Annotated in this window: 14 protein-coding genes and 1 tRNA gene; 7 read left to right on the top strand and 8 right to left on the bottom strand. The window is 58.6% G+C overall.

Going from position 1 to position 15,795, the window contains the following annotated elements; translation table 11 throughout:
- Nucleotides 1–59 precede the first annotated feature (59 nt).
- Together PL640_RS04710 and PL640_RS04705 are read left to right on the top strand one after the other, a co-directional pair.
- Nucleotides 60–629: a LabA-like NYN domain-containing protein gene (locus PL640_RS04710; protein ID WP_035218078.1), complete on the top strand. Its 570-nt coding sequence runs from the start codon at nt 60–62 to the stop codon at nt 627–629.
- Nucleotides 630–845: 216 nt separating this feature from the next.
- A complete protein-coding gene (locus tag PL640_RS04705) occupies nt 846–2,345 on the top strand; it encodes a methyl-accepting chemotaxis protein (protein ID WP_271360951.1) in 1,500 nt (499 codons plus the stop codon).
- Between the two features lie 191 nt (nt 2,346–2,536).
- On the opposite strand, the gene smpB is transcribed toward PL640_RS04705, so the two are convergent.
- Both smpB and dapA read right to left on the bottom strand, forming a co-directional pair.
- Complete coding sequence (smpB, locus tag PL640_RS04700; RefSeq protein WP_046798750.1) at nt 2,537–3,019, bottom strand: SsrA-binding protein SmpB; 483 nt, start codon at nt 3,017–3,019, stop codon at nt 2,537–2,539.
- Nucleotides 3,020–3,242: 223 nt separating this feature from the next.
- Complete coding sequence (gene dapA / locus PL640_RS04695) at nt 3,243–4,127, bottom strand: 4-hydroxy-tetrahydrodipicolinate synthase (protein ID WP_046798749.1); 885 nt, start codon at nt 4,125–4,127, stop codon at nt 3,243–3,245.
- A gap of 401 nt (nt 4,128–4,528) precedes the next feature.
- Between dapA and PL640_RS04690 the strand changes: the two genes are divergently transcribed.
- On the top strand, nt 4,529–6,601 hold the full coding sequence (locus PL640_RS04690) for a lytic transglycosylase domain-containing protein (protein ID WP_271360949.1): 2,073 nt from the start codon (nt 4,529–4,531) through the stop codon (nt 6,599–6,601).
- A gap of 168 nt (nt 6,602–6,769) precedes the next feature.
- Here the strand turns inward: PL640_RS04690 and PL640_RS04685 are convergent, their stop codons facing one another.
- The 4 genes from PL640_RS04685 to PL640_RS04670 all read right to left on the bottom strand — a co-directional run bounded on the left by PL640_RS04685 (nt 6,770) and on the right by PL640_RS04670 (nt 10,842).
- Nucleotides 6,770–7,816 (bottom strand): porin, encoded by a 1,047-nt coding sequence (locus tag PL640_RS04685; RefSeq protein WP_271360948.1) that lies wholly within the window; start codon nt 7,814–7,816, stop codon nt 6,770–6,772.
- A gap of 581 nt (nt 7,817–8,397) precedes the next feature.
- Nucleotides 8,398–9,462: a porin gene (locus PL640_RS04680; RefSeq protein ID WP_271360947.1), complete on the bottom strand. Its 1,065-nt coding sequence runs from the start codon at nt 9,460–9,462 to the stop codon at nt 8,398–8,400.
- A gap of 690 nt (nt 9,463–10,152) precedes the next feature.
- Entirely contained in the window at nt 10,153–10,461 is a 309-nt protein-coding gene (locus tag PL640_RS04675) for a hypothetical protein (RefSeq protein WP_271360945.1), read from the bottom strand.
- Between the two features lie 290 nt (nt 10,462–10,751).
- Nucleotides 10,752–10,842, bottom strand: a tRNA-Ser gene (locus tag PL640_RS04670).
- A 163-nt stretch (nt 10,843–11,005) separates the two neighbouring features.
- Between PL640_RS04670 and PL640_RS04665 the strand changes: the two genes are divergently transcribed.
- Complete coding sequence (locus PL640_RS04665) at nt 11,006–11,347, top strand: hypothetical protein (protein WP_142839441.1); 342 nt, start codon at nt 11,006–11,008, stop codon at nt 11,345–11,347.
- Nucleotides 11,348–11,440: 93 nt separating this feature from the next.
- Nucleotides 11,441–11,617, top strand: coding sequence for a hypothetical protein (locus PL640_RS04660; protein ID WP_271360944.1), 177 nt, complete (start codon nt 11,441–11,443; stop codon nt 11,615–11,617).
- 3 nt (nt 11,618–11,620) lie between these two features.
- On the opposite strand, the gene PL640_RS04655 is transcribed toward PL640_RS04660, so the two are convergent.
- Nucleotides 11,621–12,421, bottom strand: a complete 801-nt coding sequence (locus PL640_RS04655; protein WP_271360943.1) for an HpcH/HpaI aldolase/citrate lyase family protein — start codon at nt 12,419–12,421, stop codon at nt 11,621–11,623.
- 7 nt (nt 12,422–12,428) lie between these two features.
- Nucleotides 12,429–13,646, bottom strand: a complete 1,218-nt coding sequence (locus PL640_RS04650; protein WP_271360942.1) for an NAD(P)/FAD-dependent oxidoreductase — start codon at nt 13,644–13,646, stop codon at nt 12,429–12,431.
- A 328-nt stretch (nt 13,647–13,974) separates the two neighbouring features.
- On the opposite strand from PL640_RS04650, the gene PL640_RS04645 reads away from it, so the two are divergent.
- On the top strand, nt 13,975–14,322 hold the full coding sequence (locus PL640_RS04645; RefSeq protein WP_142839932.1) for a hypothetical protein: 348 nt from the start codon (nt 13,975–13,977) through the stop codon (nt 14,320–14,322).
- Nucleotides 14,323–14,459: 137 nt separating this feature from the next.
- A complete protein-coding gene (locus PL640_RS04640) occupies nt 14,460–15,572 on the top strand; it encodes a pyridoxal phosphate-dependent aminotransferase (RefSeq protein ID WP_271360941.1) in 1,113 nt (370 codons plus the stop codon).
- Nucleotides 15,573–15,795: the final 223 nt, after the last annotated feature.

Here is a 15,795-nt window from a genome sequence, read left to right as displayed (position 1 = left end):
GTTATCGACCGGATATAAAAGCCAGATAATGGCCTTTCCAAAAAAAGGAATGGGATGGAATGTTCGATCCACGGGAGAAAATTGCGCTCTTCATAGACGGAGCCAATCTTTATGCAGCATCGAAAAGCCTGGGATTCGATATCGACTACCGCAAGCTCCTTAAGGCGTTTCAGAAGCGTGGATACCTGCTGCGCGCCTATTATTACACCGCATTGATCGAGGATCAGGAATATTCCTCGATCCGTCCGCTGATCGACTGGCTGGATTATAACGGCTACAAGGTCGTGACGAAGCCGGCGAAGGAATTCACCGACGCGCTCGGACGCCGCAAGATCAAGGGCAACATGGATATCGAACTCGCGGTCGATGCCATGGAACAGTCCGAAACGGTCGACCACCTCGTCCTGTTCTCCGGCGACGGCGATTTCACCACGCTGGTGGACGCGCTGCAGCGCAAGGGCCGCAAGGTGTCCGTGGTTTCCACCATGGCGACGCAGCCCGCAATGATTGCAGACGACCTGCGCCGGCAGGCGGATCACTTCATCGATCTGATGACGCTGAAGGCAGAGATCGGGCGCGACCCGAACGAGCGCCCTGCCCGGCATGTCGAGAGCCCCGAGACGATCTGATCCCGGTTTTTGCTGCGACAAAACCATCAACGCGTCCGTCCTGAAAAGACGGGCGCGTTTCTGTTTGCGCTCCACCGGCGAGGTAAAAATTCTTTTTAGAATTAACAAACATCAAATTCGGTAAGTCGAAATTATAACTTGGTTAATTTTAGACGTGTCTAAAAGACATAAGGGCACCAACGATATGATTTGGGTGCCAAATCAGGATGTTTAGACATGCATGGCCAAGCAAAAACCGACCGACAGCTCGATGAAAGACTGAATTTTCTGGGACTTGGCCACGAACAGCGGCAAAATCTCTCCGAGATGAAAGGTGTCATCACCGGCTCGCTCGATGCTTCGCTCGACCGTTTTTATGCCAAGGTTCGCGCGGTGCCGGAAACGGCAAAGTTCTTCGCCAACGATGCGCATATCCACCATGCCAAGAGCATGCAGCTGAAACACTGGGCGCGGATCGCCTCCGGCACGTTCAACGACGATTATACCGACGCCGTCACCGCCATCGGCCGCACCCATGCAAGGCTGGGGTTGGAGCCGCGCTGGTATATTGGCGGTTATGCGCTGATGCTTGACGGCATCGTCAAGGCGGTCATCGAATCCGAACTGAAGGGCCTCTTCATGGAGAAGAAGGCCAGGAAGCTGAAGGATGGGCTGTCTGCCACCATCAAGGCCGCTCTTCTCGACATGGACTATTCGATCTCCGTCTATCTCGACGTGCTGGCCGCCGAGCGGCTGAAGGTGGAGGCTGAACAGGCGCAGATGAAGAAGGAACAGGAGCACGTTCTCGAACTGCTCAACAATGCGCTGAACAAGCTGGCCAATGGCGACCTCACCTCCAGCATCACGGAAAAGACCGCACCGCAATTTGAAGGGCTGATCGCCAATTTCAACGCCGCGGTCGGTAATCTTTCCGGCGCCTTTGGGCAGATCGTCGAAGAGGCCAACAAGATTTCCGGCAACACCCGCGAGCTGACCTCTGCGACCGACGACATGGCCCGCAGAACCGAACAGCAGGCCGCTGCCCTTGAGGAAACCGCCGCAGCCGTCGAGGAAATCACCACCATTTCCAAACTCTCGGCGCAGCGCTCGGAAGAGGCCAAGGCCATCGTCGAAAGCTCGGCAGTCGAGGCGGCGCGCTCACGCGATGTGGTAACGGAAGCCGTCAAGGCGATGGGCGCCATCGAGGAATCGTCGCAGAAGATCACCCAGATCATTTCCGTCATCGACGAGATCTCGTTCCAGACCAATCTTCTGGCGCTGAATGCCGGCGTAGAGGCCGCCCGCGCCGGTGAGGCCGGCAAGGGTTTTGCCGTCGTCGCCCAAGAGGTGCGCGAACTGGCCCAGCGTTCGGCCACCGCCGCCAAGGAAATCAAGACGCTGATCGCCAAATCTTCCGACGATGTGATGCAGGGCGTCTCGCTGGTCAACAAGACAGGCGAATCCCTGAATACGATCGGCAACAAGGTGGATCACATTCAGGAACATATCGCCTCGCTGACCAAGGCGGCGCAGGAACAGTCCGTCGGCATTCAGGAAATCAGCGCTGCGATCAACAGCATGGACAATCTAACCCAGAAGAATGCGGCCATGGTGGAAGAAACCAATGCGGCCACGCATAATCTGAGCGATGTCAGCGCCAATCTCGCAGCGCTTGTCAGCCGGTTCAGCGTCTCGGCTTCGAGGGCGCATGTCGAGCGGACGTATCGGGCTGCTTGAACTACGACAAGACTACTTTCACCCCGTCATCCCGGCCTTGAGCCGGGATCCAGCCAGCCCAAGTCCTTGGGCTGAAAGGGCTCGTTCCACAGCGCAGACGCGCTGTGGCTGGATGCCGGATCAAGTCCGGCATGACGGAAGAACAAGTGGCGAAAGGCCGCAACCCTCCAGGCCGCGAAATTTCCTGCCGCTCAGGCGTTGTTACCCTTCAGCAGCCGCGACTTCTGCCGGTTCCAGTCGCGTTCCTTCTCGGTCTCGCGCTTGTCGTGCAGCTTCTTGCCCTTGGCGAGCGCCAGTTCCAGCTTCGCGCGGCCTTTTTCGTTGAAATAGACCTTCAGCGGCACCAGCGTCATGCCATCGCGGTTGATACCGGCCCGCAGGCGGCTGATTTCGCGTTTGCTCAAAAGCAGCTTGCGGCGGCGGCGCGGCTCGTGATTGAACCGGTTGGCCTGCAGATATTCCGGCAGGTGGGAATTGATCAGCCAGATTTCATCGCCCTCATCCGAGGCATAGGATTCGGCAATATTCGCCTTGCCCTCGCGCAGCGACTTGACCTCGGTGCCGGTCAGCACGAGGCCTGCCTCATAGGTGTCGATGATTTCGTAATTGAAGCGAGCCTTGCGGTTTTCCGCAACGATCTTGTTCACCACGCGCTGGCTGCCTTTGGGGGCCATGATATTTCAATCCCTTGTTTTTCTTATTGCGCCGCAGCCTGCCGGCCGGAGCGGTTTTCGAGATATAGTTCCTGCTTTTCCGCACGTCTTTGTCCCAAAACCGGTGCCCACTTTTGGGAGACATGCTCTATTTAGTATCGTCGCCGTAAAAAGAAAAGGCGCGCGGAACCGCTTCTGTCGCGAAGCGGGCCCGTTGCGCGCCTTTAAGGCTTTCAGGCGTCTCTCAGTTCATCAGGCCGGCATGTTTCAGCGCCGCGTCGATGGCTGCTTCGGTCGCCGGCTCCAGCGTGCTCATCAAGGGCGAGCGAACCCGGCGGTTGCCGCCCCGTGTCTTCGACAGCGCATATTTCGTGCCGCAGACACCAGGCTCCATAAAGATCGCCTTGTGCAGCGGCATCAGGCGATCCTGATACTCCAGAGCCTTGGCGTAATCGCCTGCCAGCATCGCTGCCTGGAATTCCGAACAGAGGCGCGGCGCCACATTGGCCGTAACCGAAATGCAGCCGACGCCGCCATGGGCGTTGAAACCGAGTGCCGTGCCATCTTCGCCCGAGAGCTGGATGAAATCCTTGCCGCAGGAAATGCGCTGTTCGGAAACGCGGTCGAGCTTGCCCGTCGCATCCTTGACGCCGACGATGTTCTTATGCGCCTTGACCAGCGCACCCATGGTTTCCGGCGACATGTCCACCACCGAGCGCGGCGGGATATTGTAGATGACGATCGGCAGTTTCACCGCTTCGGCAACAGCGGAGAAATGGGCAAACAGGCCCTTCTGCGTCGGCTTGTTGTAATAGGGAGTAACAACCAACAGCGCATCCGCTCCAGCTTCCTGCGCGTGCAGCGCAAGCTCTATCGCTTCGTCGGTATTGTTGGAGCCTGCGCCCGCAATGACCGGAACCCGTTTCGCCGCAACCTCGATGCAGAGTTCAACGACCCGTTTGTGCTCGTCGTGGGAAAGCGTCGGGGATTCCCCCGTCGTACCCACGGGCACAAGGCCCTTGCTGCCTTCGGCGATCTGCCATTCCACATGGGCGGCAAAGGCCTGTTCGTCCACGGCACCATTGTCCGTGAACGGAGTAATGAGGGCGGGAATTGATCCCTTGAACATGCAAAGCTCCTGGCGCCGAGCCGGTTCATGCTTCGGCCGCATTCGATGGTTAAAACCGGCACACATTAGTGCCAGCCCTTGGCGCCGACAAGCGCAAAGGCAGCCTATTTTGTCCGAAATTGTCGGAAGTGTGACAGTCCGGAAACGTCACACCACAGTTAAAAAATCGCGGCGGTGAAATTGCAGGCCGCTCGCGGGCCGGTGAATAAAAGTTGATGGGATTGCGCGGGGGGCGGTTAAGGTTTCGTTAATCTCAATCTCCGTAGATTCAATGCAGAACACGAGAGCGGAATACGAGGCCACGCCTTGAGCGATTTACGCAATCCCGCTGCAATGAAACGACAATACAAGAACGACAGTACAAGAAGGTCGATTGTTTCCGTCTGGCGATGAAGAACGGTATGAAAAAAACAGTTTGGGGATTGATGGCGGCGGGCCTTGCCGCAACCGTTTGGAACGCGCTGGCCGGGCCGCTGCCGGAAGGCGCGGTGCCGCTTCCGTATGTGAAGCCGAATGCGCCGACCGTTCCCGCCTTCATGCCCGCCTCACCCGAAATCACTGGCGCCATACCGCGCCTCAACCGCCCAGATGATGCAGGCCAGCTGAAGGCCGGCCTCGACGCGCTTTCCAGCCGCGATGCGACGCGGGCGATTGCGTTGCGCAATGCCATGCCGACCGGCAGCCTGGACCGGCATATTCTCAGCTGGGCAATTGCCGTTTCCGGCCAGAAGGATGTGCCTTCATCCGAAATTGCCGCCGCCCAGCGCGAACTTTCCGGCTGGCCGGGTGCCGCCACCCTGCGGGCCAATTCTGAAAAAGCGCTTTATCGCGAAGATCCACCGGTACCTCAGGTGCTCGCCGCCTTCGGCAGCAGCCGGCCGGAAACGGCCGAGGGCACCGTCGTTCTCGCCAAGGCACTCGCCTCCTCCGGCAAGGTGGTCGACTCCCAGCGCCTCATTCGCCAGCTCTGGGTTAGCGAAGGCATGGACAAGGACATGGAAGACCGTGTTCTTGCCGAGTTTCCCGCCTATCTGACGCCCGCCGATCACAAGGCGCGCATGGATTATCTGATGTATCGCAGCCGCATCGGCCAGGCGAAGCGTTTCGGCGATCTCGGCAAGGCGCAGTCGCTTTATAATGCCTGGGCCGCCGTTCTACAGCGATCCGCCACTGCCGGCGCATTGCTGGGCAAGGTTGACGCCAATTGGCGCAGCGATCCCGCTTTTCTCTTCGCGCGCATAGAAAACCTGCGCAACCAGCAGAAATACCCTGAAGCGGCCGCCCTTCTTCGGCAGGCCCCCAAAGAGGCGGCCAAACTCGTCAATGCCGGCGAGTGGTGGAATGAGCGGCGTATTATCGCACGCGGCCTTGCCGATCTCGGCGATTTTGCCGAAGCCTATCGCATCGTCGCCAATCATTCGGCCACCTCGCCCGTCGATATCGCCGATGCGGAGTTCCATGCCGGCTGGTATGCGCTGAGAGCGCTGCGCGATCCGGCGGCAGCTTCACGTCACTTCGACACGTTGCTGCAGACCTCGAACCGGCCGCTTTCCGCCTCACGCGCCTATTACTGGCTCGGGCGGTCGGCGGAAGCGGGTGGACCGGGCAATGCCCGTGACTTCTTCACCAAGGCCGCGGCCCACCCCGGCACCTTTTATGGCCAGCTGGCCGCTGCGCGAATCGGCACCACGACGCTAAACGTCACCTATCCGAGCCCAAGCACCGGTGACCGTGAACGCTTCGCCGGTCGTGAGGCCGTGCGCGCCATCGACCGGCTGGAGGCCGCCGGTTATGGCTGGCGGGCCGACAGTCTTTACCGCTCGCTGGCCGACCAGCTGGACAGCCCCGGCGAGCTTGCCATTCTGGCGGCAAGGGCGGAAGGCAACGGCAATCATCAGGTTTCGCTGCAGATCGGCAAGACGGCCTTCAGCCGCGGCATCGATGCGGCAGCACTTGCCTATCCGCTCGGCGTCATTCCCGCCAGCGCCAATATTGCCGGCTCCGGCAAGGCGCTCGCCTATGCCATCGCCCGGCAGGAGAGCGCCTTCAACCCCGCCGCCGTCTCCGCTGCAAATGCCCGCGGGCTGCTGCAATTGCTGCCGGGAACCGCCAAGGGCGTGGCCGGGCGCCACGGCCTGCCCTACACACAGGCAATGTTGACCAGCGATGCCGGCTACAACGCGACGCTCGGCGCCCATTATCTTGGCGAGCAGATCGACAGTTTCGGCGGTTCCTACATCCTCACCTTCATCGCTTATAATGCCGGTCCGAAACGCGTGCCGGAATGGATTACCCGCTACGGAGATCCGCGCGGCAAGCCTATCGATGAGGTGGTGGACTGGATCGAACGCATCCCCTTCCCCGAAACGCGCAATTATGTACAGCGGGTGATGGAGAATTATCAGGTCTACAAGACCCGGCTTGGACAACAGGCCGATATTGTCGATGACCTGCGTCATGGGCGTGCGGGGTAAACCGGTATAACCGGCGAAGGTCATCCCAGAGCATTCGAGCACCGGCTGGCCCGGTGCTTTTTTTTATTTTCCAGATCCGAGTAGCGAACGCTTCGATATGTGAAGCATTCAAACGAAAAACCCCGGCATTTCTGCCGGGGTTTCCATCACTGACAATGTCAGATCAGATTAGAACGTGCGCTGAAGGCGAACGAAACCGGTCCAGCTGTCGCCAGTCGGTCCATCGACGTCCTGGTAGTTGGCGGTAACCTTGGCGTCCAGACCCTGGGTGATCTTGTAATCAACCGTCAGGCCAGCGCGCCATGCATCGTTGTCGCCGGTGAAGTCACCGTCCGGAGCGATGTCGATCGTACCGAGGTACTGAGCAGCAGGCGTAATGGTCAGCTTGTCAGTTGCCTTGATTGCGTATTCAGCAGCAACTGCCCACTCGGACTCTTCGTAGTAGTAGTTTGCGCCAGAAGCCCAAACGCCGGAGAGACCGAAGGTGCCGGGACCGATGTCAGCATACAGGATAGCGCGGATTGCGCCGTTTTCCTGGTCCGTGTCGTAGGAACCGAGCAGGTTGGCGGTGATTGCGCCGAACTTGGCACCGATGATACCGGATACACCAACGTTGTTCGGGCCTTCGAAGGAGCCACCCTTGGCAACGCCGAGGTTGGAAGTGCCATCGCGTACGGAGTCGAGCTCTTCAACGCTGATACCAGCGTAGAAGGAACCAGCGTCGTAGGTGTAACGCAGAGCGTTGCCACGAGTGGTGTTCGAAGACAGAATGTCGGTTTCGCCGGAGAGATCGTCATCCCACCAGGTGTACATGTAACCGACCTTCAGGCCGCCGAGTTCGATGAAAGCCTGGTCGACGTTTACGCCGCGGCTGGAGTCGTTGTCAGCCTGACCGCGAAGGCCGATGTAACCGCGCAGAGCGCCGAGTTCGGTGTCGGTGCGGGTGTCGATGTTGAACTGGGCGCGCGTGAACGAGTTCCAGTCAGAAGTGCCAGACTGGTTACGACCGAAGTCCGTCTGGAAACGGATGTAACCATCGAACTTCAGGCAGGTTTCGGTGCCGGGGATGTAGAAGAAGCCGGTGCCGAAAGCGTCGCAAACGCGAACGTATTCCAGGGGCTCGGGCTCGGCAGCGACAATAGCGTCGGCAGCGTGAGCGCCCGATACTGCTGCGAGAGCCGCAGCGGAGCCGATGAGAAGGCTCTTGATGTTCATGGTTGACCTCCAGTCAAACGCTTAATCTTCGTAAGCAGCCAGTGGGAAACACATATAAATGCGTGCCGCTTATGAAGCTGATTAGAGCCAAAACCGGACGGAGAGGCAATCGCAATCATGACAAGAGGAAGACAGTAAGGTGTCCTTAGTTTTTAGATGTTGCGAAATAGCTACAATTCTAACAGACAGGCCCACGTTTCTTAATGAATCGTTAATAACCAATGGTTTTCAGACACTTAATAAGCTTGCGGGCCAATCCGCCGGCGGAAAGCTCCGCTCGCCGCCGAATTCCTGACATAACCGGGCCACAGCAAAATGTCCGAAAAGCGATTGCACCTGGCACGGAAAGGACTTTTGTCTCCGACAAAGAATCGACTCGGAGGCGATTGTTCAGTTTCCGGTTTTTGACGACTCAGCCGCCGAACGTTCAACGAATCGGCAAATGATGCCGAGCAGCAACCGGAGCGCAGAACCAAAGGACGCTTGTCCCCGTTCTCCTGCGTTTCCCTTTCAGTCTTGCCTCAAACGAAAAAGCCCGGCATCTCTGCCGGGCTTTCCATCACTGACAATGTCAGATCAGATTAGAACGTGCGCTGAAGGCGAACGAAACCAACCCAGCTGTCGCCGCCGCCGTTTACACCTTCGGTGCCGTCGACGTCCTGGTAGTTAACCGAAACGAGCGTGGAGAGGCCCTGGGTGATCTTGTAGCCAACAGCTACACCAGCGCGCCATGCATCGCGATCGCCAACGAAGTCGTTGTCAGCGCCGATATCGATCTTGCTGAAGTACTGAACGCCGGGGGTGATGGTCAGCTTGTCGGTTGCCTTGATTGCGTATTCAGCAGCAACCGTCCACTCGGACTCTTCGTAGTAGTAGTTGGCGCCAGAAGCCCAAATACCGGAGATGCCGAAGGTGCCCGGACCGATGTCAGCCGTTACGATTGCACGGATTGCACCATTTTCCTGGTCCGTGTCGTAACCGCCGAGCAGGTTAGCCTTAACGGCGCCGAAGTTAGCACCGATGATACCGGATACGCCAACGTTGTTCGGGCCTTCGAACGAACCGCCCTTTACGAGGGAGTTGGAGATGTTGGAAGAGCCGCGAGCAGCGTCGAGTTCTTCAACAGCAACGCCTACGTAGAACGAGCCAGCGTCGTAGGTGTAACGGATAGCGTTCAGACGGGTAGCGTTCGAAGAAAGGGTATCAACTTCGCCAGAGAGACCATCATCCCACCAGTTGTAGTAGTAACCAACCTTCAGGCCGCCGAGCTCGATGAAAGCCTGGTCGACAACAACGCCACGGGCGCTGTCGTTGTTAGCCTGGCCACGCAGACCGATGTAACCACGCAGAGCGCCGAGTTCGGTGTCGGTGCGGGTGTCGATGTTGAACTGGGCGCGCGTGAACGAGTTCCAGTCAGAAGAACCGGACTGGTTGCGACCGAAGTCCGTCTGGAAACGGATGTAACCGTCGAACTTCAGGCAGGTTTCGGTGCCGGGGATGTAGAAGAAGCCGGTGCCGAAAGCGTCGCAAACGCGAACGTATTCGAGGGGCTCAGGCTCAGCAGCGACGATAGCGTCAGCAGCCTGGGCGCCGGATACTGCTGCGAGAGCCGCAGCGGAGCCGATCAGAAGGCTCTTGATGTTCATGGTTGACCTCCAGTCAAAGTTTTTAAAAGGGTCTGGGTTCTTTTGCTGAAGGACAGCATTCCCTGCCCCATTCCCGTGTTCTTAGAAGCCAAACGATCCACCGCCTCGCTTCTGGTCGTGAAAATACAAAAGGTTTCGCCGCTTGCAATCGCGAACGTCCGATAAATAGCATTTACGTATATGCTTCATTTCGGTTTGTTGCGGAAACAACACACAGCGCCACAGCGACCGACAGAGGCTTTTACAATACGTTAAGAATTTCCTTGAAAATCCGTTAGTTAGCGCAGTTAACAAGGTCTTTCTAAATCACTGGCCTTTTCAGTGATGCGTTGCTCTGCCGGCGGCATGTGGGAGAAATTTTTGCTTTGATCTATCGTGGCACATGACACCACGCGGATGCATCTGTCAGCAAACGGCAGGAAAAACCCTTCGCCCGATGACTGATTCACCCGATAACGATTCGAGCAGCGGAAGATGTCGGCGATTTGGCAAACCGATTTGCTCTCGGCGCCGGCTGCACCTTGTTGACGCAGGCGCTTTCCTTTTGCGCCTCCGTCCTGGCGATCTCGCCATTGCGGCTGCTCCTCTGGGCGCCGAGATGCCACCCGGATTTACGGACTGGCCCAGCCTCGGAAATCAACCGTTGAGATCGACCGGCCCCCTGCGCCCAGAACGAGCCGGTCACAACACCTAGACGCTGTCCACGGCCACATCGAGCGAATGTCGATCAATGCGCTCTTGAAGCGCGACCACAACGGCGTGCAGGAACTCCCGGCGGCGAGGCTCGGCGGCTGTCGCCAGCGTCATTGTCAATCGCCCGCGGATCTTGTTCATGAAACCCACATGGTCAAAGCGGTCGGCGGCGATGTTCACTTCGACCTCATCCATGTAGTGCGACAGATGCGATCCCAATTCAAGATTCGCGTCCATCTGGAACCGAGTGGCCATCTGCTCTGCAAGCGTGCCCATCTGCACGTAGGGGCCGTATTCGTCGATCATCAAATCTCCTTCGCATGCCTGAAAAACCTAGATAGGTGCTCTTTGTCAAAGAACGAGATGTATCCTTGATCATCCGCGCAAAACACCGGATCAAATTTCTAAAATATGCGTGATCGAGCAGCTGGGCCCCACTCCAGACTACTGGAGGGACCATCAACGCGCATTCGGCTTTACGATAAAAAAGGCGAAGCGTGGCTGCAACCTGGAGGCGGCCTGCAATGCACAGACAAATGAACAACAAACCAGTCAGCCTGATTTTGTCCAACAATATAAGTCCTGGGAAAATTTGATGGCGGAGAGGATGGGATTCGAACCCACGATACGCTTTTGACGTATACTCCCTTAGCAGGGGAGCGCCTTCGACCACTCGGCCACCTCTCCGGTGCGGCCTGATTATTGCGTAAAAAAAATGAATGCAAGGCTTTTTCGCCAAGAAGCCGAAAAACCTGTTGGCTGAACAGCCGCGCGCGAAACTTTGCGGGCAATTCGGGAACTTCTTTAAGGCCGGCACGTTCTCGCTTCGGTAACAAAAGAGGTGTTTCTAATGGCTCAGACCAAACTGAATGTTGTCGAAGACACGATCGAAAACCAGATTGCCGAGCTGCGCTCGCAAATCTCGTCGCTTTCCAAGTCCGTTTCCGCCCGTGCTGAAGGCGTGGGTGAGGATGCATCCGAATTTCTGGACGAGGCACGCGGCCGCGTTCGCAAGGCTGCGAGCAATGTCCGTGCCCAGGGCCAGAATGTGGTGGAAGCGGTGAAGGAAAATCCCGGCACGGCAACCTCGCTGCTGACGATCGTCGGCGCACTCGGTTTTGCAATCGGTTATGCGGTTGGTGCCGGCACGCAGCAGAACTCGTCGAACAGCAGCCTTTATCGCTGGCGCTGAATACCGCACGAGCGTTAGAATTCAGGCAAGGCGGCAAAGTCCCGCCTTGCCTTTTTTGCATTGATTTAAAGACAACCAGAACGGGGGCCAGAAATGCTGTTCAGCGACGATCTTGAAGAGGCATTGGGGGATTTTGCCAGAGATCATGGCATCGACAGGGACGAGGCCCTCCAGCGCATCGTCCGCGCCGCCCTTATCAATAGCGGTTACCTCCCTTCCGGCGAAGAAGGCATTCCGCCCGAAAAGCTGAATGCCAGCAACGACGATTGAGGCTTAGTAGCCCGATCTGGACGGCGCCGGCGCTGCCCCACCCTTGTAGCGGCCGGACAGGGCGCGCAGGGCGTTGGCGAATTCCGTGACATCGGCGCCGACGGCGACGAAAGACGCACCGAGCTCTAGATAACGGCGATTATAGGTTTCATTGAAGGTGAGAATGCCGGCGGCCTTGCCGGCCGCGACGATCTTGACGATCGCGGCTTCGATCACCGCCTGCACTTCCGGCTCGTCGATCCTGCCGAGATAACCCATGTCGGCAGCGAGATCCGCCGGGCCGATGAAGACGCCATCCACCCCTTCCACGGCAAGGATATTGTCGAGATCGTTGATTGCGGCGCGCGTTTCGGCCTGCACCAGCAGACAGACGCTATCGGAGGCGCTGTCGGCGTAATCGGTTATGGTGTTGAAGGCCGACGCACGGGCAACGGCTGCCCCCATGCCGCGAATGCCGCGCGGCGGATAATGCATGGCGCTGACCAAAGCTTCCGCCTGCGCTGCCGAATCGACCATCGGCACCAGGAGCGTGCGTGCGCCTGCATCCAGAAGCTGCTTGATCATCCAGCTTTCGCCCACTGGCACGCGCACTACGGGTTCGGCGGACGATGTGGTAAGTGCGCGCAGCTGATCGATGATGCTGCGCAGATCGTTCGGCCCGTGCTCGCCATCGATTACCAGCCAGTCGAAACCCGCCGTTCCGGCGATTTCCGCCGCGATTGCCTCGCCCATGTCGAGCCAGAGGCCGATCTGCGGCTTGCCGGCATGGATGGCGGATTTGAAACGGTTTTCGGGAGCAGGCATGATGTCCTCAGGAGAGCAATAATTTCAGATCGGCGGATGCGTCCGCCAGGATGGCGCGATCCGGTTCCGCACCGGTATCGAGCAGTTTCTTGCCGGCGACATAGGCCTTGGCATCGTTGACGGCATCCACCGCCACGAAACGCCCGTCGCGGAAATACCAGACCGACCAGCTGCCTTCACGGGCACCGGGCCGCAATACCGTCTCGTCATAACCAAGATTGAAGCCGGCGATCTGCAGCTTCACCTCATATTGATCCGACCAGAACCAGGGTTTCGCCTCATAGGCGGTTTCAGTGCCGGCAAGCACGGCAGCTGTCGCCTCGGCCTGATCGACGGCATTCTGGACCGATTCGAGACGCACGTGCTGGCCGCGCCATGGCAGCAGGGCGCAATCGCCCACCGCGTGAATGTCCCGGTCGGATGTGCGGGTATGATTATCCACCACGATGCCATTGCCGACATCGAGGCCCGATTCGCGGGCAAGCCGGTCATTCGGCGTCACGCCGATGCCGACGATGACGAAATCCACATCAAGCATCGAACCATCGGACAGTTCGGCGGCCGCCACCCGGCCATCCATGCCGACAAGGCGCACGAGGCCGGTCTTTTCGCGAATGGAAACGCCGTTCGCCTGATGGATGCCGCGCATGATATCGGCGGTTTCTTTCGCCGCCACGCGCTGGAGAATACGGTCGGCCATTTCGATCAGCGTCACATCGAGGCCGAGCTTGCGGGCAACCGCCGCCGCTTCAAGGCCGATATAACCGCCGCCTATCACCAGCAGCCGGCGGCCCGGCTTCATTTCTTCCATCAGCCGGTCAGCGTCGCGCTTGTCGCGAACGGTCAAGACCCCTTCCAGATCGCCACCGATGCTGGCGGGCAGCAGGCGGGGTGCGGCCCCGGTCGCCAGCACCAGCTTGTCATAGGCAAGCGTGCTGCCATCCTGCATGCGCACCGTTTTGGCCCTGCGGTCGATATCTTCCACCCAGGTGGACAGCCGGATATCGACATTATTGTCCGCGTACCACTCCTGCGGGCGGAACATCAGCCGGTCAAAACTCATCTCGCCGAGAAGGTATTTTTTGGAGAGCGGCGGCCGCTGGTAGGGATAGGCATCCTCGGAGCCGATGATGGTGATGGGACGCTCATCCTTCAGCGCCCGGAGCTTTGCCGCCAGCGCGAAAGCGGCCTGCCCCGCCCCGACGATTACCAGCCTTCCCGTCACGTTCCACTCCCAGACACGAATCGCGATGGACCAACCCTGCCATGCTCGCGAAGCCATATTGCCGGATCAGGCGTAACGCCAAGTACGGCCCGCGTCAACCACGCTGCGACGCCAGCCCGGTGCAAGCATGACACATTATCAGCACAGGCTGCGACACGCCTGCAACCGGACCGAGCCAAGCGCATTCTATCAAGGGAAACATCGGCTTGCGAAAGGAAGATTGGCCCATGTCGAGACGGACAACAGACAATTGCGCCGATTTCCTTCACGACCTGGCAAGGAAGCCGCGTTAAAATCAGCATCAGGAGAGGCAATCCGGGAGGTTGTCATGGCTTTGCATATGGATCCCCGTCAGAACGTCCCCCAGGACGAGAAGTACGAGAAATTTCAGATCGACCGGCCCGGCAAGATCACCTTCATCGGGCATCATCTCAGCGCCAGCGACACCCTGCGCTGCCTCGTGCGCACCATTTCTCTTTATGGCGCAGAGATCGAGGTCAGCCCCCACCTGGAAATGCCCGCCAATTTCTATCTGGAAATTCTGGGTATTCGAGATGAGATCGGCTGCACGCTGATCCGCCGGGAAGAGGAAAAGGTCACCATCGGTTTCAACATGCTGATCGATGCGGAATTCCTGCACCATGTGCGCCGGCTGAGTTTCGAAACCAGCGCCTGAGCGGGCACGACGGGCGGCACGGGGGCGGAAAAACTGTTCCAAAACAGTCATCGGATAACCGGGCGCGGCTTGCGTCCGGTTTTTTTGCACCTATTGTGAGCCGGGTTTTCAAACACAGCTACCGGAACTTTCAGCCAATGTCCGCTTTTTCACGCCTCACCCCGCTTGCCGTCTCGCTCCCTTCAACCGTTCCTTTCGTTGGCCCGGAAGCCATCGAACGGAACCGCGGCCTGAAGGTGGAAGCGCGGATCGGCGCCAATGAAAGCGGCTTTGGCCCCGCCCCTTCAGTGCTTCTGGCCCTGCGGGATGCTGCAGCCGATACCTGGATGTATAGCGACCCGGAAAATTTCGAATTGAAGGAAGCGCTTGCCATCCATCATGGCGTTGCACGCGGCAATATCGCCATCGGCAGCGGCGTGGACGGATTGCTGGGTGAGATCGCAAGGCTGATTGTCGAGCCCGGCACGCCTGTCGTCACCTCGCTCGGCGGTTATCCCACCTTCAATTACCATGTGAACGGTTTTGGCGGGAAACTCGTGACTACGCCCTATGTGGACGATCACGAAGACCTCGATGGCCTTCTCGATCTCGTCATACGGGAAAATGCGCCGCTCGTTTATTTCGCCAATCCGGATAATCCGATGGGAAGCTGGTGGGAAGCGAGCGAAGTTGTTGCCTTTGCGCGCGCGCTGCCGGAAACCTGCCTGCTCATTCTGGACGAGGCCTATTGCGAAACCGCGCCCGCCAGTGCCGTGCCGGCAATCGATGCGCTGATTGGCCAGCCGAACATCCTGCGCATGCGCACCTTCTCAAAGGCCTATGGGCTGGCCGGCGCGCGTGTCGGTTATGCCATCGGCACGCTCGGCAATGTCGAAGCCTTCGACAAGATCCGCAACCATTTCGGCATGGCGCGCATTTCGGTCGCGGGTGCTTTGGCAGCGTTGAAGGATCAGGCCTATCTGCATGAGGTCGTTGGTAAAATTTCCGATGCCCGCGACCGCATTTCCGCAATCGCCCGCGATAACGGCCTTGCACCGCTGCCCTCGGCCACCAATTTCGTCACGATCGACTGCCACCGCGACGGCGCTTATGCCCGCGCCATTGTCGATGGACTGATGGAACATGGCGTGTTCATCCGCATGCCGGGCGTCGCGCCGCTCAACCGCTGCATTCGCGTGAGTGTCGGGCCGGACGACAAGCTCGATCTTTTCGAGCAGGCATTGCCGAAGGTTATCAAGGCGATCGGGTAAACTCTGGTTCCTTGCCTCCGTCATGCCGGCCTCGAGCCATATGCTGCGAATGCGATTCAAAGCCACCCCGCAAACCACTGTTTGCGAATCGTTTTCCGGACGAGACGTCCAGACATAAGAAAACCGCGCCGGCCTTGTTCCTGCCGGTCGCGGTTTGATGTGTCAGCGCCAAAGCTTCTTTTCAAAGCCCTCGCCGCGTTCCCCTTCGGGTTTACTTTCGTTT

The organism is Agrobacterium sp. ST15.16.024, from assembly GCF_027956545.1.
GTDB classification, from domain to species: Bacteria; Pseudomonadota; Alphaproteobacteria; order Rhizobiales; family Rhizobiaceae; genus Agrobacterium; species Agrobacterium cucumeris.
Note: the sequence above shows the minus strand (reverse complement) of the source record. Positions and strands in the feature narration are given on the sequence as shown.

What these genes read in the sequence shown, in the direction of transcription:
- PL640_RS04710 (WP_035218078.1), top strand. Translation starts at nt 60, where the DNA reads ATGTTCGATCCACGGGAGAAAATTGCGCTCTTCATAGACGGAGCCAAT.
- PL640_RS04705 (WP_271360951.1), top strand. Translation starts at nt 846, where the DNA reads ATGCATGGCCAAGCAAAAACCGACCGACAGCTCGATGAAAGACTGAAT.
- smpB (WP_046798750.1), bottom strand. Translation starts at nt 3,019, where the DNA reads ATGGCCCCCAAAGGCAGCCAGCGCGTGGTGAACAAGATCGTTGCGGAA.
- dapA (WP_046798749.1), bottom strand. Translation starts at nt 4,127, where the DNA reads ATGTTCAAGGGATCAATTCCCGCCCTCATTACTCCGTTCACGGACAAT.
- PL640_RS04690 (WP_271360949.1), top strand. Translation starts at nt 4,529, where the DNA reads ATGAAAAAAACAGTTTGGGGATTGATGGCGGCGGGCCTTGCCGCAACC.
- PL640_RS04685 (WP_271360948.1), bottom strand. Translation starts at nt 7,816, where the DNA reads ATGAACATCAAGAGCCTTCTCATCGGCTCCGCTGCGGCTCTCGCAGCA.
- PL640_RS04680 (WP_271360947.1), bottom strand. Translation starts at nt 9,462, where the DNA reads ATGAACATCAAGAGCCTTCTGATCGGCTCCGCTGCGGCTCTCGCAGCA.
- PL640_RS04675 (WP_271360945.1), bottom strand. Translation starts at nt 10,461, where the DNA reads ATGATCGACGAATACGGCCCCTACGTGCAGATGGGCACGCTTGCAGAG.
- PL640_RS04665 (WP_142839441.1), top strand. Translation starts at nt 11,006, where the DNA reads ATGGCTCAGACCAAACTGAATGTTGTCGAAGACACGATCGAAAACCAG.
- PL640_RS04660 (WP_271360944.1), top strand. Translation starts at nt 11,441, where the DNA reads ATGCTGTTCAGCGACGATCTTGAAGAGGCATTGGGGGATTTTGCCAGA.
- PL640_RS04655 (WP_271360943.1), bottom strand. Translation starts at nt 12,421, where the DNA reads ATGCCTGCTCCCGAAAACCGTTTCAAATCCGCCATCCATGCCGGCAAG.
- PL640_RS04645 (WP_142839932.1), top strand. Translation starts at nt 13,975, where the DNA reads ATGGCTTTGCATATGGATCCCCGTCAGAACGTCCCCCAGGACGAGAAG.
- PL640_RS04640 (WP_271360941.1), top strand. Translation starts at nt 14,460, where the DNA reads ATGTCCGCTTTTTCACGCCTCACCCCGCTTGCCGTCTCGCTCCCTTCA.